Here is an 18441-nt window from a genome sequence, read left to right as displayed (position 1 = left end):
AGGCCCGGTGCAAAAAAGATAAACTGCTTTGTGTTCATCGAACACTGCATCAGTTTCCTATTTTTGCCTTGGGCCTTTGCCGCTCTTAGTATCATTTTATTACCAGCGGAAGTGTGCGAATGCACGGTTAGCTTCAGCCATACGGTGAGTATCTTCACGTTTCTTAACAGCTGCACCAGTGTTGTTCGCTGCATCCAAGATTTCTTTTGCAAGACGATCAACCATTGTGTGTTCACCACGTTGACGAGCGATTGTTACCAACCAACGAAGTCCAAGTGTTGTACGACGTTCTGGACGAACTTCAACTGGGACTTGGTAGTTAGAACCACCGACACGGCGAGCACGTACTTCAAGTACAGGCATGATGTTTTCCATAGCTGTTTCGAATACTTCAAGAGCATCGTTTCCAGTAGCTTCTTTAATTTGTTCGAAAGCTCCGTAAACGATTGAAGCAGCTGTACCACGTTTACCATCAAGCATAACGCGGTTGATAAGACGAGTAACTAATTGTGAATTGTAAAGCGGATCTGGCAATACATCGCGTTTAGGCGCACGGTTTTTACGACTCATTTTTCTTTATCCCCTTTCCTTATGCTTTTGGTTTTTTAGTACCGTATTTAGAACGGCCTTGTTTACGATCGTTTACACCTGCAGTATCAAGTGCTCCACGGACGATATGGTAACGTACCCCTGGAAGGTCTTTTACACGTCCACCACGAAGAAGAACCACGCTGTGTTCTTGCAAGTTGTGTCCGATACCTGGGATATAAGCAGTCACTTCGATCAAGTTGCTCAAACGTACACGGGCAAATTTACGAAGGGCAGAGTTAGGTTTTTTAGGTGTCATTGTTCCAACACGAGTTGCAACACCACGTTTTTGTGGTGAAGAAACGTTTGTTTGAACTTTTTTATGACTGTTGTAACCAACGTTCAAAGCTGGTGATTTAGATTTTTCTACTTTTGATTTACGCGGTTTGCGAACCAATTGGTTAATTGTAGGCATCTACATTCTCCTGTGAAATTTTTTATTTTTGGTGATGGTACACTTGGTGACAGCTACCATCTGTGTGTACTTTTGCAACATTTGTCAGCACGTCCCTGTACACTCTTGAGAGACCAAAAGTAAAAAGTACCGTCTATTATTATAACATGACGGCACTTTGATTGCAAGATGTTTTTTTATTTTTTAAAGAAGTCGAAAAAGTTCATTATTGACCAGCTTCAGCAGGTTCTTCTGCCCCTGCATCTGCAGCCGGAGCATACTGTTGTTGCTGTTGTGGTTGAACTGTCGCATTGGCTCCAGCTACTCCAGCATTGGCATTGGCATTAGTATTTGCGTTCGCGTTCGTGTTGGCATTAGCGTCTGTTTGAGTCTGCTGTGTTGCCGCTGTGTCGCTCTCATAGGTCAGTCCATAATAGTTAGCGATGTATTGGATACGGGCCTCAAGCGATTGCTTTTGAGTCGCATCTTTGACTTTCTTCACAGCAGCTTGGGCAGCGTTCACAGAATCTTGACTTGGAGTTGTTTCCATTTGAACGACTGCTTTTTCAGCAGCTTCTGTATTTTTCTTTTCTTCCTTCTTTTCTTTTTCTTCCTTTGTTTCCTTTTTCACTGGAAGGGAACCTGTTTTTTTAGCAGGTTGAATTTCTGTCGTTACCTGGGCAGCTGTATTCTTTTTAACGGTATACAAACCAGCTACCAAAATAAAGGATAGAGACAGAACTGTCACCAAGCGAATCCACAAAGGACTATTATCAAATCGATCTAAAATTCTTTTCACTTTTTGATCCTCCTTTGTTGCTCTTAATCAAAGATATTCCCAACTTCGACACTCAATTTATTTTCTTTTACATCGATGTTGGTCACGCGCAATAAGGATTTGTGTTCAAAGAATTCACGGTCGGTTGCAGCATTATCCGCAAAGACAGCTACCCCTGCTAATTCAGAATCAAATTCAGACAAGAGGCTGACCATCCCGTTAATCGTTCCGCCACCTTTAAGGAAGTCATCGACAATCAAGACCCGGCTTCCTGCTTTTAGGCTCCGTTTTGAAAGGAACATTTTCTCAATGCGATCCCCACTTGAGCCTGAAACATAGTTGACACTAACGGTTGACCCTTCTGTGATTTTCAAATCACGACGGACAATAACAAAAGGAACATTCAAGACATTGGCTACTGCATTGGCTAGAGGAACTCCCTTGGTCGCTACGGTCATGACAGCATCAATCTTCTTATCCCGGAAAGCTTTGGCAATGATGCGGCCGATGCGATTCAAAATCTTTGGATTGCTCAACAGATCAGACAGGTAAATGTAGCCACCAGGAAGGATACGATCACTTTCAGACAGCTGCTTGCAAAGATCCTCGACGATTTCTTTGGATTCTTGATCTGAGATAGACGGTGTAAAGATAACACCTCCACCAGCTCCTGTAATGGTCTCAATATTTCCGATTTCCATCTCTTCAAACGCACGCTTAATGATCACGATATCTTCTGAGATGGAAGACTTGGCAGACTCATACTTTTCCGCAAACGTATTGAGGCTCGTCAATTCATAGGGATGGTTGATCAAGTAATTAGAAATCACGACCATCCGTTCACTTCTTCTTAATTTCATTTTCTCACCATGTAGTTTTTTCTATCATTATACCATAAGAAGCGAAAAAAACGAACATTCTGATTTACAGAAGGCCGTTTTTTCCTGATTATTTTATTTTTGGCAGAATCATTCCCGTATTTATCTCTGTTTTTACTAGTCGAGATTCGGTTTATAGAAGGAACGATTTTCCATAGCAAAGATTTTATTGGTCATTTCGCCAGGACCAATTAAGCCAAGTGCCGTTGTCATCATCATCATTTCTGCATCCAAATTATCGATCATATGAATAATCTCTGCTTCCATGATCTTTGGACGAACAGGACTACCGTATTCGAGCAAGCCATGGTGACTCAAGATCACATGGCGAAGAACGATGACATCTTCTTTTTGGTCATCAATCTTCAAGTCTTGCAAGACCTTGGTGATTTCTTCATCGATGAGTGCAATGTGGCCGATGAGGTTGCCTCGAACAGTGTATTCTGTATTTTCAGGCCCCGTCAACTCGATCACTTTGGCCAAATCGTGTAACATAATCCCTGCAAAGAGCAAGCTCTTATTCAACTGAGGATAGATATCACCGATACTATCTGCCAAGCGGACCATGGTCGCCGTATGATAAGCAAGGCCTGCTTCAAAGGCATGGTGGTTGGTCTTAGCAGCTGGATAGCTATAAAACTCTTTCTCATATTTCCCATAGAGGGCCCGGACAATCCGTTGCCAGACTGGATTTTCAATTTTGAAAATCATGTTTGACAGGTATTCATGCAATTCCTTGGGATCTACTGGTGGTTTTTCCTTAAAGTCTGCTGGATTGTTGGGCTCTCCTGCTTGGGGCAAGCGCATGTTTAATTGGTTGACTTGCGGAGTATTATTGTAAACTTCTCGACGTCCAGACATATGGACCACGCGTCCAGCCATAAAACTCTCTACATTGTGAGGTTGGGCATCCCATAGTTTACCTTCGATTGTACCGGTCTCATCCTGGAAGACAAAGGCGAGGTAGTTTTTCCCGGCCCGCGTTTGACGCACTTCTGCTGACTTGATCAAATAGAATCCTTCGAACAATTCATCTTTTTTCATTTGGTTAATTTTGACCATCATCTTCTCCATCTTCTATATATACATCTAGTTCCAGCAGGTCCTCATCGCTTTCGATTTGGCGGAGTGTCCGCTCGATGGCACTGGTCCGTCTGGTGAGCAAATCATCAATATTATTGGAAGCATTCTTTAAATGGCGCTGGGTCTTGGCCAGAATCCCTCCAAACTTATGGAATTCTGATTTGACCGATCCCAACACCTTGCTAATGTCATCTGCACTCTTTTGGATGTTGAGCGTTTTAAAGCCAACAGACAAGGAGTTCAAGAGGGCTGATAGTGTGCTTGGACCAGCCACTAAAATTTGTTCGTCCCGACGCAAGCGATCGAAGAATTCTGGATTGCGAACCACTTCGGAATAGAGGCCTTCAGTTGGCAAAAAGAGAATTCCGAAATTCGTTGTCGCTGGTGGAAAGAGGTATTTTTGTTGGATATCCTTAGCAAAACGCTTGATACTAGCAAGAAGGGCCTTGCGGTAACGCTCGATCTCCTCTTTCTCTCCCGATTCATAAGCTTCTTCCAGACGATAGTAATCTTCCAGTGGGAATTTAGAGTCAATCGGAAGATAGACTGGTTCTTCTCCTTGTCCAGGAAGCTTAATGGCATATTCCACGCGCTCACTGGATTGAGGAACGGTGACAAACTCCCGCTCATACTGGGCTGGGGTCAAGATATCTTCAATAATTTGGCCCAGCTGCAATTCGCCCATAATCCCACGCGTCTTGGTATTGGAGAGAACTTTATTAAGAGTTCCGACATCCCGCGCCACTGTCTGCATTTCTCCCAGCCCTTTGTTGACCGACTCCAATTGTTTTGAAACCGTCTCAAAGGAGGTCTGCAAGCGGTGCTGCAAGGTTTTCTCCAATTTTTCTTCTACCGTTTGGCGCATCTGTTCTAGCCGCACTTCATTGGACTCTTGGATCTGGCGCATGCGCTCATCTGTTTTGTCCCGATTTTTAGTAAAGTGCTCATTCATCTCAGCGCGCAGAGCCGTCGTCTGCTGGTGGATCTCCACTCGCATCTCGGTTAAGCGATCTGTCAGGGCGATCTCTAACTGCTGATTGGCAATCTGGCTTGCTTGCCTTTCTTTTTCAAAACGATAGTCCAACTGGTCTGTCAAATGATCCTCGTGGTCTTCCAGCATCTCTCGTAAAGCCGGTCTGGTGTCATCTGACCGTTGCAAGAGATAGATGAGGAGGCCCAGATTGAGCAGGCCAATCAGAAGCAGAATGATATTCATATTAACCTCTGTCTTTACTATAAACAATGACAAGATAGCCACGATCAAGACTCACTTGAATCAGTTGATCCAAAAATTCATTGGAGCCATACATGGCCTTCAAAAAATAATTCTCCTGATGGAGCGGATACTTGGCTCCTGTGATCTCTAAGCGACCTTGTCCGACAGGCATAAAACCAACATAGGACATGGCTGGATCTGGCTGAATCTCATGGCAGCCGGCTGATCTGTAGATCAAGCGATTTTGACCGTCGACTAATTGGATTTGCTCCATGTAGGGAGCTAGGTCTGGATCGGTCGGCAAAAAGATATTGGACAAGAAGTGATCCAAACGACCGCCAAAGGCACCATAAACGGTGACACCAGCCTCTGGATAGGCCTCAAAGGCCGCTTTTAAGGCCAATTCCAAATCCGTATCGTTCTTTTCAGGGATGGATTGAATAACCTGCTTGGCTTGGGTTTGGATCTGGCGCAAATCGGTCTCAGAGACAGAATCGAAATCCCCCACAGCTATATCTAAAGGCAGACCTTGTTCCAGTAACTTCAAACAGCCACCATCAACGCCTACATAAACGTCATGATCTTTTGGCAAGAGCGTGCTGTCACCTCCTGCCAGTATTGCGATGTTACCCATTTACAGCATCTCGGAGCGTTTGAACGCGCTCATTGACCTCCCCATTAAAGACATAAGAGCCCGCTACAAAGACATTGGCCCCGGCTTCTTTTGCTTGGGAAATACTTTGAGCATCAATTCCACCATCCACTTCGATATCAAAGTCTAAACCTTTTTCTTCACGAAGAGCGACTAATTCGCGCACCTTGTCCATGGTTTCAGGCAAGAAGGCTTGGCCACCGAATCCTGGATTAACGGTCATAACCAAGACTTGATCCACCAAGTTCAAGACATGTTTGATACTGTCTACAGGAGTCCCTGGGTTGATCACGACACTAGCCTTCACACCCGCTTGACGAATTTTTTGAAGAGCTCCGTGGATATGAGGAGTAGCTTCCACATGGATGCTGATGATGTCAGCACCTGCACGGGCAAATTCTTCGATATGGTGTTCGGGATTGGTGACCATCAAGTGGCAATCAAAGACCAACTTGCTATGCGGACGCATGCTCTCTACGACACCAGCTCCAAAGCTGATATTGGGCACAAAATGGCCATCCATGACATCGATATGGGCATAGTCAGCTCCAGCTGCTTCTAAGCGTTTCAATTCACTTTCAAAATTGGCATAATCTGCACTCAAAATTGAGGGTGCAATTTTCATTGTTTTCATCGTTGTAGTGTCTCCTATTTTGGCATTTTTTTCGAAACTTTTTTATAGGTTTCGCGACGGTTTTCAATCTCACTTAGAAATTGCAAGTAATCCTCATAACGGAAAGGCGCAATTTCCTCTCTTTCAACGGCTGGTTTCACCGCACAAGCGGGCTCATGCGTGTGGGTACAGGTACGAAATTTACAAGAGTGGCTCACATCGGCGATCTCTGGGAAGGCTTGATTTAAATCTTCACTGGTCGTCACTTCGTAATCAAGGGAGGAGAAGCCAGGCGTATCTGCGATCTTTCCTCCATTTAAATGGTAAAAGCTGACAGCTCGGGTCGTGTGTCGACCGCGCCCCAGACTATCTGAAATCTCACCCGTTTCAAGCTCCAGATCCGGAGCGATTTTATTGAGCAAGGTCGATTTTCCTACACCAGTCTGCCCCATAAAGACCGTGGTTTGATTGGTCAAAAGGGGCAAGAGTTCCTCAATCGACAAGACAAAATCATAGCCAATAACCTGGTAGATTCCTTGGTAGTAGTGGATGTCTTCCATATCTTCTAACAAGTCCAGTTTTGAAATATAGACAATGGGATGAATCCCCTTATGCTCCAAAAGAACCAGAAAACGGTCTAAAAGATTGGCGTTGAAATCTGGCTCCTTAGCTGACATAATCACTACTGCCTGATCAATATTGACAATAGGAGGGCGTACGAGGCTATTTTTACGAGGGGCAATGCTCAAGATGTAGCCTTCTGAATTCTCTTCAGCAGAAAACTCCACCTGATCCCCCACATAAGGAGTCTGTCCTTTTTTTCTAAAATTTCCACGAGCCCGTGTCTGGTAAATGTGACCATCTGACTCCACGTAGTAGAAGCCAGCCAAGGCCTTGACGATTGTTCCTTGCAAATCGCACTCCTTTGAGATTAATACTCCTATTATACCAAAAAATGAGAAATAAGGCTGGATTGCTCAATAAGAAAAAACGAAAAGTGAACCTCTCCGGACGCTTTTAGAAACGAATAGGTTCGTTTTTTAAATGGATAGAAACAGAAGACGGAGTATCTGTTATGACTTGTCTTTTAGCAGAATTCGGGAAAGGGCACCTTCCTTTTTTTCCTTGGCATTTTTCCTAAAAAGTGTATAATAGAACTATGCGGAGGTGGTGGAACGGCAGACACGCATGCTTCAGGCGCATGTGCCCCTTCGGGCGTGAGGGTTCAAATCCCTTTCTCCGCATCTTGGAAAGGTGGCCCAGCTCGGTACGGCACCGGACTCGAAATCCGGCAAGTGGATTTTTATTCACGCGCGGGTTCAAATCCCGTCCTTTCCTTCTACAACAAACAAGACATGAGCTATGAAGCTCATGTCTTTTCTGTTATTTTATTCCCGCATCTAGAAGGCCATCTGCTAGGCGGGCGAAGTCTTCTAAGCTCAGAGCTTCTCCTCGTACAGAAGGTTGCAGGCCTGCAGTTTGGATTCCTGCTTCCAGCTTGGCTTTGATTTCTTCGGTCTTGCCGAAGCGACTAGTCAAGTTGTTCCAAAGTGTTTTGCGGCGGTGGACAAAGCTAGCCTTGCTGACAGAGAAGAAGAAATCTTCATCCTTGACGGTTACTGCTGGCTCTTCGCGACGGACCATCTTGAGGATGGCAGAGTCGACGTTTGGTGCTGGCACAAAGACGGTGCGAGGTACAATAAAGGCTACCTTAGCAGTCATATAGTATTGGACAGCAATGGATAACGAACCATAAGCTTTGGTGTTGGGCTCAGCTGAGATGCGGTCTGCCACCTCTTTTTGCATCATGACCACAAATTCTTGGAAAGGAATCTTGGATTCGATCAAGTGCATGAGGATGGGAGTCGTAATGTAGTAAGGAAGGTTAGCCACTACCTTAATCGGAAGGTCTGGGTTTTTAAACTCTGCGATGTACTGGTTGAGGTCTACCTTGAGGATGTCTTGGTTGACAACCGTTACATTGTCAAAATCCCGTAAGGTATCCGCCAAAATAGGAACCAAGCGGTCATCGATCTCAAAGGCCATGACTTCTGCCGCATTTTCCGCCAAAAACTCAGTGAGAGCTCCAATTCCTGGACCGATTTCGATGACATTGACCTGCTTATCAATCTCAGCCGTATCCACAATTTTTTGAAGGATGTTGGTATCGGTCAAGAAGTTCTGACCGAAGGATTTTTTAAAGGTAAAACCGTGACGCTCCAGCACTGCCTTGGTCACGCTATAATCTGCAATTCTCATTTTTTCTCTTTTCTAATCAGTTTAGAGGTAAAGAATCCCCTCTACTTCCGTCTTAATAACTAGCCATCGCCTCTTCGACTTGGGCCAAACAAATTCCAAACAACTCCAAGCGTTTGAGTAATTGCTTGCCATTGCAGTAGCCGATGCGCAAGGCTTCGCCTAGATATTCCCGTCGTTTGCGACTATCGCTTCCCATCAACAGTCCAAGCCGCATCAAGTCGGTCTTTGTGATATCAAAGAAATTTTCATCTTCATAGGAACCCACCAGCCCAGCAAGGGCTTTTTCTAAATCTTCAAAGTTCGCATGCTCCACTCCAAGAGAACGCCCCTTGGTCTTGGATTTGGGGACTGCTTCACCACGATTTAAAAAGGCATGTTTGGCCTGGGGCACCTCTTGCATAATGATCTTGCGAATGCGCTCGCCATTATAATCTGGATCGGTAAAGACAATGACCCCACGCAACTCTTGCAAGGTAGCAATTCGTTCCAAGTCATCTTGATCGATCGCAGAGCCTCGCGTTTCATAGGTATCCACCTCATAAAAACGACGGAGATTAGCTGTGTCGTCCTTGCCCTCCACTACAATCACTTCTGGTATTTTTCTTTTCTCAGTCAAGGCCAAATACCTTTCTTGCATTGTCATAGGTTGCCTGAGCCACTTCTTCTGTTGTTAAGCTACGTAGTTCTGCAATAAAATCTACCACATAACGAGTGTAGGCTGTTTTATTTTCCCGACCACGTTTGGGAACTGGTGCTAGGTAAGGGGCATCTGTTTCAACCAAGATCTTGTCTAACGGAAGGCCAGCTGCCGCTTCTTGGACATCTGTGGCTTTCTTAAAGGTCACCACTCCAGAAAAGGAGATCATCATTCCCAAATCCATGAAGCGTTTAGCTTCTTCTAAACTTCCTGAGAAAGAATGCATGATCCCACCGCGAGGACCGACTCCTTCACTCTTGATGATGGCATAAGTATCTTCTAAAGCATCACGTGTATGCACCACAAAGGGGAGGTCCAAGTCTTTAGACAATTGAATCTGACGACGAAAAACCTTTTCTTGGACATCTTTTGGTGCTGTCATCCAGTGGTAATCCAGACCGATTTCTCCGAGTGCGACGACTTTGGGATGTTTTAGCTGTTCAAGTAAATAGGCCTCCACTTCAGGACTATAATCTCCCGCCTCAGTGGGGTGCCAACCAAGCGTGAGATAGAGTTCTGGATGCTGGTCTGCCAACTCCATGGCACGCTCAATCGTCGGTTTGTCAAAACCAACGATATTGTGGGCTACAACGCCCATTTCCTTGGCCAAGTCGAGCTCTTCTTGTTCTTTTCCTGCGAATTCTTCCACATTGAGATGGGTGTGGGTATCAAAAATCTGCATGATCTTCCTTTTCTTCCGAGTTTTTCTTCTTTCTATTATAGCAGAAAGCGCCTCTAAATTCACTTTCGGACAAAACAAAAACCAGTAGTCTCGAGTTTCTACTGGTTTTTAGGTTTTTATCTGAATTAGGCAGCCAAAACTTTGCGTCCTTTACGACGACGAGCTGCCAATACGCGACGACCATTTTTAGTTGCCATACGGTGACGGAAACCATGTTTGCGCGCACGACGAAGTTTACTTGGTTGATAAGTACGTTTCACGATGAATACCTCCTCATAGATTTTGTATTCGTTTAGCCGGCTAGTTGTGATCAGTTACTAAACATACTTTACTATTCTATCGGATTCGACTCTATTTGTCAATAGCTATGGCAAAATTGTTGCAAATACAGGTCGGAGAACACCTTTCTACACCTGACGGGTTGCCAAGTAGTAGGGTTCCAGAGCCATCAGCGCCTCTTGCAACTGATCCAGGATATTCTCAGGAGAATCTTCCTCGACTAGAGAAACATCGTATTTGACGAGGACCTTACGAACCGCCCCTTCTGCTACTGCTTGCAACAGATCATGGCGATTCTTTTCTGTTCCTTCTACCCTTTGACTCTCTCCATTTTTCTGGGCGAAATAATAAACTGGCTGAGAGATAGGAAGGGTGAGAACCTTGTGTTGTTTTTGAAGGCTCTGCTCATCTTTTTTTCGCTCGATAAAGCTCACCTCTAAGGAAACACCAAAATCAACTGCATCTCCATAGAGCCTCAAGGCAAACATAGGCTCTGCCATCGTCCCTTCTCCTTTTAGATAGGCCCAAAAATGAGGGCGCAAGACCTGGGCCTGGTTCATCCACTGGCTGGTCCGATCTTGCTCCAAGTAGGGGTGACGCTTCTGAAAGGCTGAGACTAAATCGGTGAATTCCTTACGAGCCGCTTGAGCTAGGGCACGATACTGCTCCATCTCTAAGGCTAGCACTCCAGCCTTTGCTGGGGCCTGGTAGTGAATTCCTTGAAGCTTTAAAAACTCTCGAATCGCTGCAAATGCCATTTGCTTCCTTTCTAAACCTAAAAAAGGAGAGATCGGCTCAATCCCGTCTCTCCCTTATGGGAAATAATAGCTAGATTATCCTTCGATGTCTACCACCACGTAACGGTTTGGTTCTTCCCCTTCAGAGTAGCTAGTGACTCCTTCCATCTTAGAGACGATACGGTGAATGATTTTGCGTTCACTGTTTGACATTGGATCTGTCTGTTGGGCTTGCCCGTCTTCAAGGGCACGCGTTGCCAACTTCTGAGCATAGCTTTGAAGAACTTCCGCCCGGTGTTCTACATAGTCATTAACATTAATGGTAATGTAAAAATTCTTTGAGTAGCGGTTATAAAGATAGTTTTGTGCCAAGAGTTGAAGAGCCTTCAAGACTTTTCCATGGTAGCCGATGACACGTCCTGGCTCATTGGTATCAATTTGCATATTGACTGTACGGCGGTTGTGACTACTTGAGATGGTCGCATCCACATCCATTTCATCGATTACTGTTTGAACATAGGCTGTCACATCTGTGACGACTTCTTCGATATTGTAGTTTTCCTCTACTTCGATACCAAGGTTTGAGAAATCAGACTCATTTGATTCTTTTGCTACTGGTTCTTTGACTTTCTCAAGGATATGTTCATGCCCTTTTTCTTCAAGAACGGTATCTGCTTCTTTGTCATGTTTCAGGATTTCTGTCTTGATTTCTTCAGAGACAACTTCTCCTTCTTCTTCGACCTTTTTGATCGCTGCAACGACGCGTCCGAGATCGACCGTTGCTTCGCTCACCGTCTTCACCGGTTCGTTTTGTGCATTGATCTCATCTGGGACACCTTTGACAGCTTTTTGATTAGCTTTCACAACCGTTGTTTCTGCAATCGGCTCAATCTCTACTTGGGCTGGTTTTTTCCCAAACAAGCCAAGAAAACCTTTCTTTTCACGCGCTACAACCGTAATATGTGCCTTCATACGAGGAATATCTAAATCGTTCAGACCTTTTTGAATCGCTTCTTCAACAGTTGCTCCAGTATATAGGACCATATGTCCACCTCTTTCTTATTTTTTCTTTTTCTGTGCTTTGTTTAGGGCACGGCGTTTTTGTTTTTCCATGTCGCGCGAAGCTTGCTCTTTTGCTTCACGCTCTGCAATAATCTTGAAGGGGTTGTTCAAGAGATAGGTTTGCCCGACTTGGTAAGCATTGGAAGTCACCCAGTATAGTGCGACCCCGCTGGCTGAGAACAAGGCAAAGAAGAAGATCATCACAGGCATCACATACATCATGGTTGTCGCACTACCATTACGCTCTGGCATGGCTTTATTGGTCAACCAACTGCTGAAAAATGTGAAGAGTGCTGCAAGAACCGGCAAGATATAAGTCGGGTCGATCGCACCAAGGTCCAACCAGAGGAAGTGACCGACTTTAAGGAATTCGACACGGCTCAGCGCTTGGAACAAGGCCATCAAGACCGGCATCTGGATCAAGAGAGGAAGGAAGGCTGAAGACGTTTTGACACCTTTTTCCTTGTATAGGGCCCGCATCTCTTCAGAAAGCTTGGTCCGACTATCAAGATCCTTCCCAGGATACTTAGCTTGCAATTCCTTGAGGAGGGGTTGAATTTCCTGCATTTTGCGGGTTGAATTCATTTGATATTGGAAGAGAGGCAAGAGGACCGTCCGGATGACAATGGTAAAGACGATAATCCCTACACCGATACTTCCGCCAAAGGACAAGAAGCGGATAGCTTCTGCAAAGAAGTAGACGAAGCGTTCCCAACCACCTGTCGACTGAGCTGTCACTTGAGAGGTTCCACAAGCTGTCAAGACCAATAAGGCCGCTCCTAATAATCCAGTTAACTTCAGTTTCTTTTTCACATTATTCCCTTTCTTGGTAGACATGCGCTAATTTTAAGACATGTACAAGATTTTTCTCTACTTGATGAAAGTCGAGCTCCTCCACTCCTTTACGAGCAATGACAACAAAATCATCGGTCGTAAGGAAGGCTTGGTGTTTGATCAAAACATGGCGAATCAAACGTTTGATGCGATTTCTGGTCACAGCATTTCCCAGTTTCTTACTAACAGACAGGCCGACTCGAAAATGCGGTTGGTCTTTGCGCAAGCGGTAAACAACGAATTTTCGATTGGCAACATTTTGACCACTTTTAAAAATAGCATTAAAATCTTTGTCACGTTTGACGCGGTAGCTTTTTTTCAAACCTCAACTCCCTCTATTAAATTTATTCTATTATACCATATTTTCAAAAAAAACCAATCTCACTCAGGAAATCGGTTGCTACTTAAATACAGATAAAAGTAAAGGCAAGGTGTAGTAGAGATTGAGCAAGATATGAGCCAAAATAGGAGCAAGGAGCGTCTTACTCCGATAATACAGGATCCCAAAAATCACACTCGGCAGGAGATAGATGATAGAAGCTCCCAGCGAAAAGGGATTGTGGAGAAAATGTAGGCCACTGTAGATGAGGGCTGGAAGCCAAATCTCAGCATAGAGTTTCCAGCCTTTGAAGTAGGCATTCACCAAGGCTCCACGAAAGATCAGCTCTTCTGTCACTGGCCGGATGACAACCATTGCGATCACCAGGATAAGCACTCCTGTGGGGCTAATTTCCCGTGGAAACAGACTCAAAACAGCTGCCCGTCCTTGAACAAAACCACTGATGAAGTAGTCCAACCAGTAAACTAAACAGGCCGCAAAAACGGCTTCTATCAGAGCTTGAAGAGGATTCTTCCCCAGCTTAAACTGCGCTTTTTTAGAAAAACGATAGACCAAAAATCCTGTAAAGACTGCATAGAGGCCTTCTAGGCCAAATAAGGTCCAATAATAGCTATTGGCGCTTGCTACACTATTGGAGACATACTGGGCCAAGGGGCGAAATTGAGGCCGAACATAAAAATAAAACAAGAGCAGAAAGAGGGGATACAGCAGTGAGAGCTTTCCTTTGATGAATTTCATAGATACCTTTCCTATAAAGTCTGACAAATCGTATAGTGCATCTTACCATAATCGTGACAAGGTTTCAATGAAAAAGGATGCCTTCCTACTCTCTGAGATAGGCCACATAACCACCTAAGACAGCGACTAAAATCAAGAGACAAAGAAGAGTTTCCAGCCATACGAGAGCTGTCAAGAAAGGTAGTTGCAACAAGCCTTGGGCCATTTTCAAAGAGGTCGCTGTGATAACTGTTGGAAAGGTCAGAGCTGAAAAAGCAGGTTGAAAACCTTCTGTGATCATTCTCGGTAGGCGCGTCAAAACAAAGAAATAAAAACCTTGCGAGGCCAACACCATGATCAGTAAGAACCAGACAGGAAGGCTTGCTCCACCCACACGAACCAGGGCTGCTAAAAGAAGGGAAAAGGGAGCACAATAGATGCCTTCTTGGCCCAATAGATGACTGGGTAAAGGGGACTGCTTCAAATCATGATAGATAAGGGGATAAAGAAGAAAGGTCAAACCAAAACCAATCACTAAAGCGAGATAAGCAATCTCTCTGATTCCTACAACTGGATAAGTCAAGGCTGCTACTGCAATGCCCACATAGAGAACGGTCCAACTGGGAGTGGCATTGGCTCTTGGTCGCGCTAGGACATGGGTCTTGGTAAAATAGAGAATTAAACCCAGATCCAAGAGAAAGGCAGACCACCAGACCAACTGTGATAGACCTCCAAAGGCGGGAAAGAGGCGCAAAAGATAGGTGGATAGAATCATCCCTGCCATGGGAAAGGTCGCCATCCCAGATAAAAGAGCTGGTTGTTGGAGTTCTATCTTGGTTTCTTGCCAGCGAATTGCATGATAAACCACAAAGAAAAACCAGAAGAACAAACCTGTCAGACTAAAGGCGTGAGCAAGGAAGGGTAGCGAGTCTGCAAGAAGGTTTCCAGCGCCAACCAGTCCTAACAGACAGCCTGAAAATACTAAGGGGATCTTTTTCATCGGAAGCTCCAATCATGTTGTCGCTTTCAGTATACCATAAAAGAGAAGGAAGCAGGATAAAAAAGAGAGTGGGACAGAAATCGGTAATTCGTTAGAATTCGATTTCGTCGTCCCACCTCCGCACAGTTGAGTAGGGCTGTAAAAGCTGATGAAATCAGCGTAGTAGAGCCCACTCAACCACTGCGTCTTACTCGACAATCCAAAAATAATTGAGAGGCTAGGACTTTTGTCCCAGCCTCTTCAAATTGTAGATATCTCTTTAATTTTTTAAGTATCATTTAGGTTGCATTATCTAAGAAACAGATGGATTACATTCTAAAAGAAGTTGGAGAATACCAACTTCTTTTTATCCATTCTATTAAAGACTAGGCCTGTACGACCATCATATAAAGAAATAAGGATAGGAGAAAGACGATGCTAACAACAAGGGTCGCTAACTTGAGTCCACGGTGGGAGCGCCAGTAACTTGGCTTTCCTAGGTTACTGGTCGCATCTGTTGAGAGCGATTGTTGTTGGCGAGGCTGCAGGGTGATCAGAACCACAAGAGTGAGGGATAAGATCGAGATCCCGATTGCAAATACCATTTCCATCTTAGGATCCTCCTAACACTCTGAAGAGGGTAAAAATAACTCCCAGCAGAATCACCAAACCAATGATCACATTAAAAGTAACATTGATCTTTTCAGAACGTGTCGTCTTTTCTTTTTCGGCAGGACGGCGTTTGAGAGACTCCATCCGTCCTTCTACTTCTTTGTAAAATAAATCTTTCTTACGATCACTCACTGTATCCACCTATCCCTTCTTGCAAGCGAGCTTTGAAAACAGCTGGCTCAACGCTACTTGATTGGGCAGTTTGTTGCGCGACAGCTTCTCTGTAGTTATCCACAGATTGGTAGATTTCCTGGATACGGGCCACCATATCTGCTTCTTTTCCTTGATCAAAGATATTGGCTTGTGCGAGGAAGTGGCGGTCATGCAGGGTATGGCTAAAGGCAAGGATGACTTGCTGGTGTTCGAAGGCCTTGCGAACAATGCCTTGCACCTCTGCATAGTGGTTGATATCCAGATAAATACTAGAGACCTTAAGCAACTCTTTGATCCGCTCTTGACTGATATTTTGGTACAAGACTACATTTGGATAGCGAACCATAGACAAGAGGCTCGCAGACATCTCCGTCAAAGCTGCTACACGGAAGGTCACATTCGGCAAGTTCTCTACTAGGTAGGTCAAGGCTTCGATCTGATCCGAATTAGTCAAGACAAAGGCGTCTTTACGGATATCGTCTTTCACCTTGAAATCATACAGGTAGCCAAGAGGTCCAAAATAGCTATGCTGATCTTGCGAGGTCAACTGCAAAGCGCGATGATAGGTCGCGTTTTGCGGAATCAAGATCTTCTTGGTCCGGATTTCTGGGCTCTTTAGAATCAACTGCATGTTGCCCGGAAGGCTGTCGTGAAGAGGCTCTTGCCACACCAAGACGTCGCGTCCTTTGATGCCTTTATTGCCTAGCTGGAGACTAATGCTAAAGGAGGTAGCCAGCGTATTGTAGACCAAACCATCTAGATCAAAACCACGATACTCTAGATAAAAGACAAAGTAATCTAAGCGATTCTTGAAAATCCGCATGGGTTGATGGTCCAAGGTCAAGATCAAATCCCCTGTTTGGTGATTCTCTGTCAAGCGCTCGATATCCCCTTCAAAATAAGTGGTCACCAAATACTGTCCCTGATCGCCACAAGTCGTTACAGCAATCTTACGACCGTATTGGTCATAGTGCTCAACCATGACCACTTGCCCTTTGCCATCTAACCACTCTAAGCGCTCGACGATGCGTTTATAAGAAGCAGCATGGTAAACAATCCGAGCCTTTTCTTGACCATAGTAGGTCACTTTCCCCGAACTGTTGTCCCCAGAAACTTCCCAGAAATCAGGCACTGGAACTTCATTAAAGTAGCGTCCCCGCTTCTCCCCTTTTGCTTGTCCTAAGAAATAGATAAAGGGAGACTCGACACCGTCTGGTAAGAAACCATTTGGCTCCAAAATAACGGTCGGATGGTCAAAACCAGACTCTTTCATGGAGTGGAGCAGGTCTTGGCTTTCACGAGAATAACTATCAAATACGTTCAGCATGTGTCACCTCTTCTATCAATTGTGCCCAAGCTTCTTCTACTCGGCTGGTCAAAAAGTCTTCTGCACGCGCATAAGATGCTTGACGCATGCTGGCTAGATCATCTTTTTTGTATAGCTGGATCATTTTTTCCGCAAAGGCAGAAGCAATCTGGTCGACCACTTGATCTGCTGAAGGCGGAATGAGATAGCCATTTTTACCTTCTGTAACAAAGGTCTGGTTGCCATAAGGAACGTCAAAACCGATTATCGGAAGACCAGAACCAATCGCCTCCATCAAGGTCAACCCAAAGCCTTCACTGGTCGACGCTGACAGGTAAACCTCATAGTTCTTATAAATTTCCTCTAAATTGGCATGCCCTTTGAGGTGGATATAATCTGCTGCCCCCAATTCATCAATTAGAGAACGCAACTTGCCTTCTTCTCCACCTTTTCCATAGATGTCAAAAGACAGTTCTGGCAATTCTTTTTTGGCGCGAACCACTGCTCGCACCAACCAGTCAATATGCTTTTCTGTCGCCAAACGAGAGGCAGTAATCATAGAAAATGGGGTGCGATTTTCGTTTTGTGGCAAGCTTGCAAGACTCCCAACTGGAATGGTATAGATAGCTGGCTGATGGTTGGTGTATTTGGCAAACTGCTCGGCCAAGATTTCTTTTTGGCGGTCAGTCGCGACAATAAAGAAGTCCACCTTGTCTGCATTGGTAAATTGGTACTCGTAGTAGTTGTTCCACAGGATATACTGATCATCAACATTATTGGCACTGAAGTGCTCGGCGTGAACGACCACACCCAGACGGGCTTTTTGCGCTTCTTCAAAGATAGGCTGACCGATATTAGTTTCCCGATCCAAAATTACCAGATCTTGTTTGGTCAATTGAAGAGTTTGCATGAAGTAGCGGATCAATTCTTGGCGACCAACTAGGTAGCGATCTGGAAAACGATAAATTTCGCGGCCATCTGCCATCTGCATGCTGTAGGCAACCGTCCCGTCTTCATTGTAAAAACGGCGCTCAATCAAGTTGGCTTGATTGTTTTTGGGAATGAAGTACTCAGTACAATAGCGGGTATAGGAGAAATAATCCTTTCTCACCAAAATTCCTCTAGACACGTACTCGCAACGTTCAACATAGGGACTGTTTTCTGCGCACAGGTAGCAGGTCAAAAAGTTGTCCTGGTCCTCATAAAAGAAACGCTTGATCTTACCATCGACTTCTTCACGAGTCGGTTTCCCGGCAAAACCTGCTAAGACCTGATCAATGGTATAGGTCGTTGGCGCAATTTTTATATCTGTAAAATGGCTGTAGAGCCAGATGATTTCATCATTTTTAAAACCGATATTTTCTGTTAAATGTTGGATATTATCGGCTAGAATCATATCCATAAAGACAAACTTGGCTGGTTGATGGATATTGCGTAACAACTGGGCACGGTAGGCCTGGGCATACTCAACACCACTGCTGGCCCAACCGATTCCAAGGTTGATATTGTATACTGTCATAAT

23 protein-coding genes and 2 tRNA genes are annotated in these 18441 nt (G+C 44.7%); 2 read left to right on the top strand and 23 right to left on the bottom strand.

The window, feature by feature from the left end:
• Window positions 1–99: 99 nt before the first annotated feature.
• The 9 genes from rpsG to rsgA form a co-directional block, all read right to left on the bottom strand.
• Entirely contained in the window at window positions 100–570 is a 471-nt protein-coding gene (gene rpsG / locus I2F76_RS04285) for a 30S ribosomal protein S7 (RefSeq protein WP_003003105.1), read from the bottom strand.
• Window positions 571–589: 19 nt separating this feature from the next.
• Window positions 590–1003: a 30S ribosomal protein S12 gene (gene rpsL, locus I2F76_RS04280; RefSeq protein ID WP_003003125.1), complete on the bottom strand. Its 414-nt coding sequence runs from the start codon at window positions 1001–1003 to the stop codon at window positions 590–592.
• Between the two features lie 205 nt (window positions 1004–1208).
• Window positions 1209–1781, bottom strand: a complete 573-nt coding sequence (locus tag I2F76_RS04275; RefSeq protein ID WP_024054651.1) for a hypothetical protein — start codon at window positions 1779–1781, stop codon at window positions 1209–1211.
• Window positions 1782–1804: 23 nt separating this feature from the next.
• Window positions 1805–2620 (bottom strand): pur operon repressor, encoded by an 816-nt coding sequence (gene purR / locus I2F76_RS04270; RefSeq protein ID WP_037599408.1) that lies wholly within the window; start codon window positions 2618–2620, stop codon window positions 1805–1807.
• Between the two features lie 135 nt (window positions 2621–2755).
• Window positions 2756–3700 (bottom strand): 3'-5' exoribonuclease YhaM family protein, encoded by a 945-nt coding sequence (locus I2F76_RS04265; RefSeq protein ID WP_049514801.1) that lies wholly within the window; start codon window positions 3698–3700, stop codon window positions 2756–2758.
• The gene (locus tag I2F76_RS04260; protein WP_195423546.1) at window positions 3687–4937 is read right to left on the bottom strand and encodes a DNA recombination protein RmuC; all 1251 of its coding nucleotides are present in this window, start codon (window positions 4935–4937) and stop codon (window positions 3687–3689) included. The genes I2F76_RS04265 and I2F76_RS04260 overlap by 14 nt, the downstream gene beginning before the upstream one ends.
• Before the next feature lies 1 nt (window position 4938).
• On the bottom strand, window positions 4939–5571 hold the full coding sequence (locus I2F76_RS04255) for a thiamine diphosphokinase (protein ID WP_195423547.1): 633 nt from the start codon (window positions 5569–5571) through the stop codon (window positions 4939–4941).
• Window positions 5564–6223: a ribulose-phosphate 3-epimerase gene (rpe, locus tag I2F76_RS04250; RefSeq protein ID WP_023919231.1), complete on the bottom strand. Its 660-nt coding sequence runs from the start codon at window positions 6221–6223 to the stop codon at window positions 5564–5566. Before rpe ends, I2F76_RS04255 begins: the two co-directional genes overlap by 8 nt.
• A gap of 14 nt (window positions 6224–6237) precedes the next feature.
• Window positions 6238–7116 carry a ribosome small subunit-dependent GTPase A gene (rsgA, locus tag I2F76_RS04245; RefSeq protein ID WP_049474638.1) on the bottom strand — a complete coding sequence of 293 codons (879 nt, stop codon included), beginning with the start codon at window positions 7114–7116 and terminating at the stop codon, window positions 6238–6240.
• Window positions 7117–7363: 247 nt separating this feature from the next.
• Here rsgA and I2F76_RS04240 point away from each other — a divergent pair.
• Window positions 7364–7446: transfer RNA gene (locus I2F76_RS04240), tRNA-Leu, on the top strand.
• A 4-nt stretch (window positions 7447–7450) separates the two neighbouring features.
• Window positions 7451–7540, top strand: a tRNA-Ser gene (locus I2F76_RS04235).
• A 45-nt stretch (window positions 7541–7585) separates the two neighbouring features.
• On the opposite strand, the gene rsmA is transcribed toward I2F76_RS04235, so the two are convergent.
• The 14 genes from rsmA to gtfA form a co-directional block, all read right to left on the bottom strand.
• The gene (rsmA, locus tag I2F76_RS04230) at window positions 7586–8461 is read right to left on the bottom strand and encodes a 16S rRNA (adenine(1518)-N(6)/adenine(1519)-N(6))-dimethyltransferase RsmA (RefSeq protein WP_070665666.1); all 876 of its coding nucleotides are present in this window, start codon (window positions 8459–8461) and stop codon (window positions 7586–7588) included.
• A gap of 52 nt (window positions 8462–8513) precedes the next feature.
• Window positions 8514–9098 (bottom strand): ribonuclease M5, encoded by a 585-nt coding sequence (gene rnmV / locus I2F76_RS04225; protein WP_125826631.1) that lies wholly within the window; start codon window positions 9096–9098, stop codon window positions 8514–8516.
• Entirely contained in the window at window positions 9070–9840 is a 771-nt protein-coding gene (locus tag I2F76_RS04220) for a TatD family hydrolase (RefSeq protein WP_195487293.1), read from the bottom strand. The genes rnmV and I2F76_RS04220 overlap by 29 nt, the downstream gene beginning before the upstream one ends.
• Before the next feature lie 125 nt (window positions 9841–9965).
• Window positions 9966–10100, bottom strand: coding sequence for a 50S ribosomal protein L34 (gene rpmH, locus I2F76_RS04215; protein ID WP_003003086.1), 135 nt, complete (start codon window positions 10098–10100; stop codon window positions 9966–9968).
• A 147-nt stretch (window positions 10101–10247) separates the two neighbouring features.
• A complete protein-coding gene (locus I2F76_RS04210) occupies window positions 10248–10877 on the bottom strand; it encodes a ribonuclease P (RefSeq protein WP_195423551.1) in 630 nt (209 codons plus the stop codon).
• 75 nt (window positions 10878–10952) lie between these two features.
• A complete protein-coding gene (gene jag, locus I2F76_RS04205) occupies window positions 10953–11900 on the bottom strand; it encodes an RNA-binding cell elongation regulator Jag/EloR (protein WP_031573879.1) in 948 nt (315 codons plus the stop codon).
• A gap of 15 nt (window positions 11901–11915) precedes the next feature.
• A complete protein-coding gene (locus tag I2F76_RS04200; protein WP_003015944.1) occupies window positions 11916–12731 on the bottom strand; it encodes a YidC/Oxa1 family membrane protein insertase in 816 nt (271 codons plus the stop codon).
• Between the two features lies 1 nt (window position 12732).
• Window positions 12733–13074, bottom strand: coding sequence for a ribonuclease P protein component (gene rnpA, locus I2F76_RS04195; RefSeq protein WP_003002960.1), 342 nt, complete (start codon window positions 13072–13074; stop codon window positions 12733–12735).
• A 78-nt stretch (window positions 13075–13152) separates the two neighbouring features.
• Window positions 13153–13830, bottom strand: coding sequence for a CPBP family intramembrane glutamic endopeptidase (locus I2F76_RS04190; RefSeq protein WP_118227799.1), 678 nt, complete (start codon window positions 13828–13830; stop codon window positions 13153–13155).
• A gap of 85 nt (window positions 13831–13915) precedes the next feature.
• On the bottom strand, window positions 13916–14809 hold the full coding sequence (locus tag I2F76_RS04185; RefSeq protein WP_195487292.1) for a TDT family transporter: 894 nt from the start codon (window positions 14807–14809) through the stop codon (window positions 13916–13918).
• A 365-nt stretch (window positions 14810–15174) separates the two neighbouring features.
• Window positions 15175–15399, bottom strand: a complete 225-nt coding sequence (asp5, locus tag I2F76_RS04180) for an accessory Sec system protein Asp5 (protein ID WP_155170293.1) — start codon at window positions 15397–15399, stop codon at window positions 15175–15177.
• Window position 15400: 1 nt separating this feature from the next.
• Window positions 15401–15601: an accessory Sec system protein Asp4 gene (gene asp4, locus I2F76_RS04175; RefSeq protein WP_023919249.1), complete on the bottom strand. Its 201-nt coding sequence runs from the start codon at window positions 15599–15601 to the stop codon at window positions 15401–15403.
• Window positions 15585–16940, bottom strand: a complete 1356-nt coding sequence (gene gtfB / locus I2F76_RS04170) for an accessory Sec system glycosylation chaperone GtfB (RefSeq protein ID WP_155170295.1) — start codon at window positions 16938–16940, stop codon at window positions 15585–15587. The genes asp4 and gtfB overlap by 17 nt, the downstream gene beginning before the upstream one ends.
• Complete coding sequence (gene gtfA / locus I2F76_RS04165; RefSeq protein ID WP_023919253.1) at window positions 16924–18438, bottom strand: accessory Sec system glycosyltransferase GtfA; 1515 nt, start codon at window positions 18436–18438, stop codon at window positions 16924–16926. The genes gtfB and gtfA overlap by 17 nt, the downstream gene beginning before the upstream one ends.
• Window positions 18439–18441 lie beyond the last annotated feature (3 nt).

This window comes from Streptococcus parasanguinis (genome assembly GCF_015557775.1).
GTDB lineage: Bacteria > Bacillota > Bacilli > Lactobacillales > Streptococcaceae > Streptococcus > Streptococcus parasanguinis_AA.
The sequence above is the reverse complement of the archived record's forward strand: the minus strand, read 5'-3'. Positions and strand labels throughout refer to the sequence as shown.